Source organism: Psychrobacter sp., assembly GCF_036731945.1.
In the GTDB taxonomy this organism is placed as follows: Bacteria; Pseudomonadota; Gammaproteobacteria; order Pseudomonadales; family Moraxellaceae; genus Psychrobacter.
Genome location: NZ_DAINDI010000065.1, coordinates 8,439 through 17,155, shown reverse-complemented (window position 1 = coordinate 17,155; position 8,717 = coordinate 8,439). Strand labels below are relative to the sequence as shown.

Here is an 8,717-nt window from a genome sequence, read left to right as displayed (position 1 = left end):
AGCGCGTCATCATACGTCCGCCATCGGCTGAGCTACGTCCTGATCAAGAAGACCAAGACAGCTTGCCAGACTATGACGTGCTAGATGGAATTTTGATGTCGTATATCGACGAAGATATGGGCTATCAAGATATTGTCGATAAAGGATTTGATGCCGATTTAGTCGCTAAGGTGATTAAAATGGTTGATAATAGCGAATTCAAACGTGCTCAAGCGCCGATTGGGACTAAAATCAGCCATAAAGCCTTTGGCCGTGAACGCCGTTTTCCTTTAGTCAATAAATGGTCGATAAAAGGCTAAGCGTCAACGACTAAAGTTGCTATTCCAATCTTTTAGATGTCTCTGTAGTCTGAATACACTACCCTTTAGATAAAGGCTAAAAGGTTGAATAACTTTACGTTTCTATATAATTTGATATAATATAATCAGAATGTTTTATAATAAGCTGGGTACTTACCCAGCTTTTTTAGTTTTTATTGATAAAGTTTTCTTTATATAAAACTCTTTGAATAAATAATTAAACCCGGTTCTCTACTTTTCTATATTTCAACTACTTTCAATTTAACTACCCTACCTATCGTTATCCGAGTCCGTCATGAGTTTGCTAACCGCTAGTATCTTTCTTTTATTATTACTGGCTTTGAGTGCCTTTGTTTCTGGGGCAGAAATTGCTATCGCTGCTGGTCGCAAGATTAAGCTACAAATCATGGCAAAAGAAGGCGAAGTCCGCGCCCTTGATGTCCTGCATATGCAAGAAAATCCTGGCGGATTTATTACGGTGGTGCAAGTTGTGCTGAATGCCGTCGCCATTTCAGCAGGTGCGGTTGGTGAGTCGGCGATTAGCCCGTATTTACAGCTGTTGGTTAAGAATGAAGCGGTGTCATCGGTTATCTCATTCGTCGTGATTACCAGCTTATTTTCTCTACTTGCCGATTTGATGCCCAGACGTTTGGCGATGTCTAATGCAGAAGTTTTTGCGGTGCGGCTAGTACGCCCTATGATGGCGCTGACATTTATTTTTAAGCCAGTTATTTGGGTCTTTGATGGCGCAGCAAACCTGATTTTTGAATTTTTTGGTATCTCAACCACGCGCCAAGATGACATGACGCCAGAAGACATTTATGCGGTGATGGATGCGGGCGCAGAAGCTGGTGTGATCAAAAAACAAGAACATCATTTGATTGAAAATATCTTTGAGATGCAAGAACGTACCGTTACTTCGGTCATGAATCCGCGTGAGCATATCGTCTATTTTGATAGCAAAACCAGCACCGAAGAAGTGGTTGAGGTCATGATTGCCCAGCCACACAATAAGTTTCTGGTCTGTGAGGAAGACGATTTAGAGCAAATTATCGGCTATGTAGAGTCGCGCAGCTTTCTAGCTTTGGTGCTCAATCAACAAGAAGTCAGCCTAACTGACAAAGCGCTGTTAAAACCGGCGTTATTTGTACCCGATACCTTGTCTTTGTTTGAAGTCTTAGAGATGTTTAAATCGACCGGCGCTGACTTTGCCGTTATCGTCAATGAATATGGCTTGGTAGTTGGTGTCATTACCCTGCGTGATGTAATGAGTATTGTGATGGGCGAGCTGGTCACAGTTGAGGAGCAGCCTATCGTACAGCGCACCGATAACTCTTGGCTTATCGATGGTATGACGCCCATTGAAGATGTGGTTCGAGCGCTCGATATCGTTAATTTACCGCGCAGTCAAAACTATGAAACCATCAGCGGCTTTATGATGTATATGCTGCGCAAAATCCCTAAGAAAACCGATACCATCGAATACGCCAACTATCGTTTTGAGATTATCGCAACTGACAATCTGAAAATTACCCAGCTACTTGTCACCAAACTTGAAGAAAAAGTTTTGTAAAAGCTGCATTTTAAAGTGCATTTCACGATAAATAACCGTATAAATTTAAAGAGTTTGACCCTCAATTAATGGGTTAAATAAGAATACAGAAATCAGGTACGCGCCCCAAATATCGCCGTGCCGACGCGTACCATCGTAGAACCATTGGTAATCGCGGCGCTCATATCATCACTCATGCCCATACTCAGCGTATCCCACTGCTGTAATTCCGGATATTCTCGCTTGATATTGTCAAATAATTGCTTGGTGCGAGCAAAAGCATCAGTATTGGCTTTCGCTGGAATAATCATCAGCCCGCGTAATTGCAAGCGCTCGTAATCTCTAATCGCGCTTATCAAGTCTGGCAGCTCAGCTGGCAAACATCCTGACTTACTGCTTTCGTTATCAATATTGATTTGTATCAACACATTAAGCGCTGGCAGCTCAGCTGGGCGTTGTTCGTTTAAACGTTTGGCGATAATCTCACGCTCAAGCGTTTGCACCCAATCAAAATGCTCAGCAATATCACGGGTTTTATTACGCTGAATACTGCCAATATAATGCCAAACGACGGGTTCACAGTCCGGCTGTAGTCGTAAAGCTTGTATTTTCTCAATAGCCTCTTGCAAGTAGTTTTCACCAAAATCATGCTGCCCTTGACGAGCTAACGTCGCAATCATCTCAGCAGGTTTGGTTTTAGACACTGCTAATAAAGTGACCTCGTCTTTCTGCCTTGTCGCTTGAACAGAGGCGTGCGCCACCTGCTCGCTTACTTGCTGCCAATTTGCAATCAATTTTGACGCATCAAAATTATCTTCATTATTTTTTTTATCAGCTAAACTCGTAGCGTTAGTTTGTGGTGTAGAGGTAGTGTTCATAAAAAACTCACAGAAGGAATTAGGCAATTAATTTAAGAATTATCAACAGAAGAAAATATGAATTTAAGTAATGGATACTCCGAGAGGAAGCTAGTATTAACGTCCTATTAACGAAACAACAAATATTCGGACTATTTTTACATTTTATGCATATAGTAGATGGTTAAATAGCAGCAGTCTTGTTATCATATTGTTACGTGGTCTAACATATGCTACCGAAAAGATTACTAATCGTAACAATTAAGATTGCCTCATTTTAAGATGATTGACTAAAAGGGCATTTTAGAATGAAAGTTCGTTATCCATTCTACGCACTTTTTGGCTCATTTTTATTTATTGATAGGAATATCCAATTATGGCTGAGCAGAATAATTTAAGCATCGAAGACTTATTGCGCTTTACCGTTAAGCACAAAGCGTCGGATTTACATATTTCAGCCGGTATGCCAGCGATGATTCGTGTCGATGGTGAGATGACCCGTATTAATATGCCTGAAATGACGCATCAAGTGGTGCATCAGCTTATTTATGACATCATGAATGATAAGCAACGCGCTGACTTTGAAGAGTTCTTTGAGACCGACTTCTCTTTTGAGATTCCAAATCTAGCACGTTTTCGTGTTAACGCTTTTAACCAAAACCGCGGCGCTGGCGCTGTTTTTCGGACCATTCCCTCTAAAGTTCTCACCATGGAAGACTTGGGTATGGGCGAAGTATTCAAACGGGTATCCGACTTTAAACGCGGTGTGGTACTGGTCACGGGTCCAACGGGCTCAGGGAAATCTACCACGCTTGCTGCCATGATTGATTATATCAATGAAACCCGTAAAGAGCATATTTTAACCATTGAAGACCCGATTGAATTTGTCCACGAGTCTAAAAAGAGCTTGATTAACCAACGCGAAGTCCACCGCGATACCTTAGGTTTCGAGCCAGCATTGCGTTCTGCCCTACGTGAAGATCCAGACGTTATCCTCGTTGGTGAGTTACGTGACCTTGAGACCATTCGCTTGGCATTGACTGCCGCAGAAACAGGGCATTTGGTCTTTGGTACTTTGCACACCAGCTCTGCTGCCAAAACCATTGACCGCGTCATTGACGTCTTTCCTGCAGCCGAAAAAGATATGATTCGGGCGATGCTTTCAGAATCGCTACAAGCGGTCATCTCACAAACGCTACTACGTCGCCAAACCGGTGGACGTATTGCTGCCCATGAAATCATGCTAGGCACGCCTGCGATTCGTAACTTGATACGTGAGAATAAAATCGCGCAGATGTATTCTGCTATCCAAACTGGTGCAGGTGAAGGCATGATTACCCTTGATCAAACGCTTAAAAACTTGGTTTCAAAAGGTACCATTAGTAAAGATGTCGCTCGCCCTTATGCCAAGCAGCCTGAAGCCTTTATTTAGTAAGGGTTTACATTGCTTTAAAATTTTTAACATAAATTTTTGTTAAAGTTATAGACAGACATTTTTCCTTAGCTTTAGTTATTTTGAACGGTTGTTATTGCCCGCTTTAAAAGTTTATTGCAGCAATTTTAATCTATATATTCCAAATGTAGGTACGTTATGGACATTGATAAGCTTTTACAATTAATGATTAATAAAAACGGCTCTGACCTTTTTATTACTGCTGATGTCGCGCCGTCCATGAAAATCAATGGCAAAATTTTGCCCGTTGGTAAAACGCCGTTAACCGCTGAGCAAACCATGAGATTGGTTAAAGGAGTGATGACACCAAGCCAGCAAAAAGAGTTTGACGAAACCAACGAGTGCCAATTTGCGATTTCAGATCAGGCACAGCAAGCGCGCTTTCGGGTCAGTGCCTTTATTCAGCGCGACATGGCGGGGATGATTTTACGGAAAATCGAAAATAAAATCCCTACCGTCGAAGAGCTGCGCCTGCCCCCAGCGCTAAAAGAGCTGGCCATGAAAAAGCGCGGTATTATCTTGTTGGTTGGCGCGACGGGTACGGGTAAATCAACCACACTTGCTGCGATGATTGGCCATCGTAACCAGAATTCACACGGTCATATTATTACTATCGAAGATCCGATTGAGTTTGTGCATAAGCACCGCGGTTGCATCATTACCCAGCGCGAAGTCGGTATCGACACCCATTCTTTTGAAGCAGGTCTTAAAAATACCTTGCGCCAAGCGCCTGATGTGATTTTGATTGGTGAGATTCGTAACCGCGAAGTCATGAGCTACGCGATTCAATACGCAGAAACAGGGCATTTGGTCTTTGCCACTTTACACGCCAATAACGCCAACCAAGCGATTGACCGTATCATTCACTTTTTTGAAACCAGTCGCCATAATCAGTTGTTTATGGATTTATCCTTAAACTTGCAAGCTATTATCGCTCAGCAATTAATTCCAACGCCTGATGGTAAAGGACGCCGCGCTGCTATTGAGATTTTATTAAACTCACAGCTGATCAGCGACTACATCCGTAAAGGTGAGGTGCACGAAATCAAAGATGTGATGACGCGCTCACGTGATAGCGGCATGCAAACCTTTGACCAAGCGCTGTTTGATTTATATGAAAATGGTGAAATTACTTATAAAGAAGCCATTCTCCACGCTGACTCCCCTAACGATTTACGCTTAAAAATTAAACTAAGCAGCAAAAGTGGCAACGTCAACTTAGATGAAGGCGCCGATAGTTTATCGTTAGATATTACTTAAACCAGCTCAATTTGGTTAAATTTGCCCATAAAAAAGCCCTCATCAAATGTGAGGGCCTTTTTATAGTTATTAAATTAACAGTTTTTTAGAGATTATCAATATCAAATAATCGTTTTCTAAAACGCTTACTTAGCGTTGTCTCTACAAGCTTGATTATCACAAATACCGTACAGCACCAAAGAATGACCAGATAGCTTAAAGCCATGCTCTGCCGCTACTTTGGTCTGCTCTTCTTCAATGGTTTTGTTATGGAACTCGACGATTTTGCCGCAGACATCACAAACCAAATGGTCATGATGCTCTTCTTGAGTAATCTCAAACACTGATAAATTGTTTTCAAAGTTGTGGCGCTCAACGATACCGGCTTGCTCAAACTGGGTTAATACGCGGTAAACGGTTGCTAGCCCCACATCTTCGCCTTGATCAATCAGTGCTTTATATACCTCTTCAGCACTCATATGATGCAGCTCTGCACTTTCAAGCAGCTCTAAAATTTTGATACGTGGTAACGTTACCTTTAAACCCGCTTTACGTAAATCTTGATTGGTAAAAGAAGCCATAATATCCCTTCTGACTATGAAAGTCTTAGCAAATGAATTCAAAAAACAGGAGTTAAATAAACATCAATAGTTAATAATAAGTGCTGATAAAATATAAAAACAATAAAAAATGAGCGATTATGCAGAGCATTTTTTTGTGAAAAATCACTGCCAAGTGTTTGAATTTAAAATATAAATAATAAAGGCAGCAAGATAGCGCTTGGTAAATAATGTCGTAAGTGGTAGGCAATTGCAAGTAAATGACGTATCATTTGTGCAAGATTGCCTGCAAGACCCCCATTATCGGTTTTTAGCAGCGCCTAACCCATTTTTTATGAGTCATTTTACCATGATAAAGACCTTTAATTTTCGTTCGTTAAGCTCTGCAAACGCATTACGTAAGATTGCCATGACGACTATGCTCAGTGCCACTGTGGCTATGTCTGGCTGCTCATTACTGAGTGTTTATAAGATTGATTTGCCCCAAGGCACTGCTATTACCCAAGCGCAAGCGCAAAAAGTGCAAGTAGGTATGAATCAAAATCAGGTGCTTTATATTCTTGGTAGCCCAGCAATCAGAGACACGCTCGCGCCAAAACGCTGGGACTATATTTACGATTATAAAGCCGGAACAGAAGGTCGCCGCCAAGGTATCGCCGATGTCAAAAATGCCAGCCAGCACTTGATTGTTTATTTCGATGATAATGGTATAGTGACCCGCATTGAAGGTATCGATAGCCTACCAGCATCATAAATCTGATAGAAATTTCTAACGACTAGCTGCGAGATTTATTTTTGCGCTGAGACATAGGATCAGCGCTTAAGCTGCGATAAACCTCTATCCGATCAGACGGCTGCAATCTATAGTTTAGCGGCTGCTTTTGCGCATATACTCCCACATGCCAACGCTTAGCCGTTGGCGTTGTCGTATTGGCAACCTGCTCGCACCAGCTTGCTAGCTCTTCAAACTGTTTTAGCCAACCTGCCTGAGCCAAGGCCTCATACAAAGTTGTGCCCTGACTGACTTGAACAGTTTGATAATGCTGGCGCACCGCCTCTTCTGCATACGCCAGATATACTGTTATCAAATCAGTCTGCTCAGTCTGAGCTGGGTTAACGTTAACCTCATCTTTATCAGCTGTACTATGGTTAACAGCGGTCATCAGCTTAACCACTGCATCACCCAACCGATTAATGCTAACAATAATGCCAGCGGCACAATTAGGCGTATCGCCACCCGCCATAAGTTATAAAAGGCTTCATTGCCAAAGTTTAAAGACTTACGCAAGTGGCTGATTTTCATCTGCCAACCAGCAAAGACGGACAATAACAGCACGGCGATACTACTGATAATCACCAAGATACCGACTAGCCAATTGGTCGGTATGGCGACGACTAACAGCAGCGCTAGCACAAACGTTAATACCACGCTGACTAGCAAACCAAATCTGTGCGCCAATTGCTGAGAGCTATAATGTAATAAATAGCTGGCCACAAACAGTACCCCAACCGAATAAAGTAACTGCCCGATTGGTGGCAGTGCCATGCCGCTGATAAATAAAGCGACCACACCAACGACTAGCTGTAATATCCAAATCGGTAACACCAGCTTGGTTGCGCGATATGCTGGCGCGGCACTATTACCAGTGGTTTTTTGCGCATTGTGATTATCAGCCCCTACCGCCGTGACCGCTTGCTTGCTCACTAAGTTTTGACCAAACCAGTATAAACCTGTACCCGCACCGACGCTCACTAACGCCAAAGCCACTGCTCGTGCCCATTCACTTAAGCTGACATCGGTCATAGCAAAAGCGATATTTGGCAAGCCGTTGGCCACACCCAATAATAGACCAACCAGCATTAAACCCAAGCCAATTGGTAACGGCGCCACGCCGAGTAAGCTTAATAAAACGGCGATGACCATCAATCCTGCAGCAATGGCAAAGCTTGGTACATTAGGTACGCTATTGAGCTCCGTCAAAGCGGCTAAAATGCCGGTGCTTGCTCCCGATATGACAAGCGCAGCAATGAGGATAGAAACCAGTGCCGCGAGCCACCCAAAACTGCGCCAAAAGGTGCTGGCATCGGCTTCGCGCGTAAGCTTTTGCATACCTGCTAACGGTGCTTCAGCGCTACGATAAGCCAACGCAATTTCCGCATACACAACGGGCAGAGAGACCAGTAGCATCGCCAACAGCCACAGCAACCAAAAGTCAATCTCGCCTATAGATGCGGGTGCAAACCAGCGAAATAACAATAGCGGTAGCAGCGCGGCGATAAAGTAAGAAGCATAGCGAATCATCATAATCTAAATCCAAGCGATTCAAAGTGAATAATAGTTAAGGCTATAAAGCACTGATAGATATCTATATTTTCTATGATAGCGTCATATAAAAGCGGCTTAATTCTCATAAGGGTTAGCAAAGCTTATGAGAATTATATAAGGACTGACAGTTATAAAAAAACCCCGAAATCGGGGTTTAAGAGCTAAATCATAACGGCGGCAGCAAATTGCTTCACTTATTATATAATCTCACTAAGCGCGTCAAAGTGCGAGCCGCTACCTAGGTAGCAGATTAGTGAATCGCGCTCACATAATCTGACAAGATACGAATATCGCGATCAGACAGTTTTGCCGCAACCATCTGCATCATACCCATCTCGCCTTCTTTTTCCGCATCGTTAACACGTTTTTGCTCATCGCTATCGATATCATCAACGCGTCCGGCAGCACGGAAAAGCTTTAGCTGGGTAGCA

The 8,717-nt window shown here is 42.9% G+C and carries 9 protein-coding genes and 1 pseudogene; 5 read left to right on the top strand and 5 right to left on the bottom strand.

All coding sequences use genetic code 11. The features are described from left to right. Together V7D75_RS11945 and V7D75_RS11940 are read left to right on the top strand one after the other, a co-directional pair. Positions 1–299: pseudogene (locus V7D75_RS11945) on the top strand (NAD+ synthase); the annotation flags it as partial. 295 nt (positions 300–594) lie between these two features. Beyond that, entirely contained in the window at positions 595–1,872 is a 1,278-nt protein-coding gene (locus V7D75_RS11940) for a hemolysin family protein (protein ID WP_144297413.1), read from the top strand. A gap of 92 nt (positions 1,873–1,964) precedes the next feature. Here the strand turns inward: V7D75_RS11940 and V7D75_RS11935 are convergent, their stop codons facing one another. After that, complete coding sequence (locus V7D75_RS11935; protein WP_333614735.1) at positions 1,965–2,729, bottom strand: YggS family pyridoxal phosphate-dependent enzyme; 765 nt, start codon at positions 2,727–2,729, stop codon at positions 1,965–1,967. Between the two features lie 355 nt (positions 2,730–3,084). On the opposite strand from V7D75_RS11935, the gene V7D75_RS11930 reads away from it, so the two are divergent. Both V7D75_RS11930 and V7D75_RS11925 read left to right on the top strand, forming a co-directional pair. Beyond that, the gene (locus V7D75_RS11930) at positions 3,085–4,140 is read left to right on the top strand and encodes a type IV pilus twitching motility protein PilT (protein ID WP_333614734.1); all 1,056 of its coding nucleotides are present in this window, start codon (positions 3,085–3,087) and stop codon (positions 4,138–4,140) included. A gap of 159 nt (positions 4,141–4,299) precedes the next feature. Continuing rightward, a complete protein-coding gene (locus tag V7D75_RS11925; RefSeq protein ID WP_144297410.1) occupies positions 4,300–5,421 on the top strand; it encodes a PilT/PilU family type 4a pilus ATPase in 1,122 nt (373 codons plus the stop codon). A 125-nt stretch (positions 5,422–5,546) separates the two neighbouring features. Here the strand turns inward: V7D75_RS11925 and fur are convergent, their stop codons facing one another. Next, positions 5,547–5,981 (bottom strand): ferric iron uptake transcriptional regulator, encoded by a 435-nt coding sequence (fur, locus tag V7D75_RS11920; RefSeq protein WP_068406404.1) that lies wholly within the window; start codon positions 5,979–5,981, stop codon positions 5,547–5,549. A 313-nt stretch (positions 5,982–6,294) separates the two neighbouring features. Here fur and V7D75_RS11915 point away from each other — a divergent pair, with 313 nt between their 5' ends. Continuing rightward, complete coding sequence (locus V7D75_RS11915) at positions 6,295–6,714, top strand: outer membrane protein assembly factor BamE (RefSeq protein WP_333614733.1); 420 nt, start codon at positions 6,295–6,297, stop codon at positions 6,712–6,714. Positions 6,715–6,736: 22 nt separating this feature from the next. On the opposite strand, the gene V7D75_RS11910 is transcribed toward V7D75_RS11915, so the two are convergent. From V7D75_RS11910 to V7D75_RS11900, 3 genes are all read right to left on the bottom strand, one after another. Beyond that, the gene (locus tag V7D75_RS11910; protein WP_333614732.1) at positions 6,737–7,123 is read right to left on the bottom strand and encodes an RnfH family protein; all 387 of its coding nucleotides are present in this window, start codon (positions 7,121–7,123) and stop codon (positions 6,737–6,739) included. After that, complete coding sequence (locus V7D75_RS11905; RefSeq protein ID WP_333614731.1) at positions 7,123–8,265, bottom strand: hypothetical protein; 1,143 nt, start codon at positions 8,263–8,265, stop codon at positions 7,123–7,125. The genes V7D75_RS11910 and V7D75_RS11905 overlap by 1 nt, the downstream gene beginning before the upstream one ends. 271 nt (positions 8,266–8,536) lie before the next feature. Beyond that, positions 8,537–8,717, bottom strand: a 181-nt coding sequence (locus tag V7D75_RS11900) for a c-type cytochrome (protein WP_442968964.1), incomplete at its 5' end; no start/stop codon positions are given.

Coding starts and splice junctions, on each gene's coding strand:
- V7D75_RS11940 (WP_144297413.1), top strand. CDS start 595: ATGAGTTTGCTAACCGCTAGTATCTTTCTTTTATTATTACTGGCTTTG.
- V7D75_RS11935 (WP_333614735.1), bottom strand. CDS start 2,729: ATGAACACTACCTCTACACCACAAACTAACGCTACGAGTTTAGCTGAT.
- V7D75_RS11930 (WP_333614734.1), top strand. CDS start 3,085: ATGGCTGAGCAGAATAATTTAAGCATCGAAGACTTATTGCGCTTTACC.
- V7D75_RS11925 (WP_144297410.1), top strand. CDS start 4,300: ATGGACATTGATAAGCTTTTACAATTAATGATTAATAAAAACGGCTCT.
- fur (WP_068406404.1), bottom strand. CDS start 5,981: ATGGCTTCTTTTACCAATCAAGATTTACGTAAAGCGGGTTTAAAGGTA.
- V7D75_RS11915 (WP_333614733.1), top strand. CDS start 6,295: ATGAGTCATTTTACCATGATAAAGACCTTTAATTTTCGTTCGTTAAGC.
- V7D75_RS11910 (WP_333614732.1), bottom strand. CDS start 7,123: ATGACCGCTGTTAACCATAGTACAGCTGATAAAGATGAGGTTAACGTT.
- V7D75_RS11905 (WP_333614731.1), bottom strand. CDS start 8,265: ATGATGATTCGCTATGCTTCTTACTTTATCGCCGCGCTGCTACCGCTA.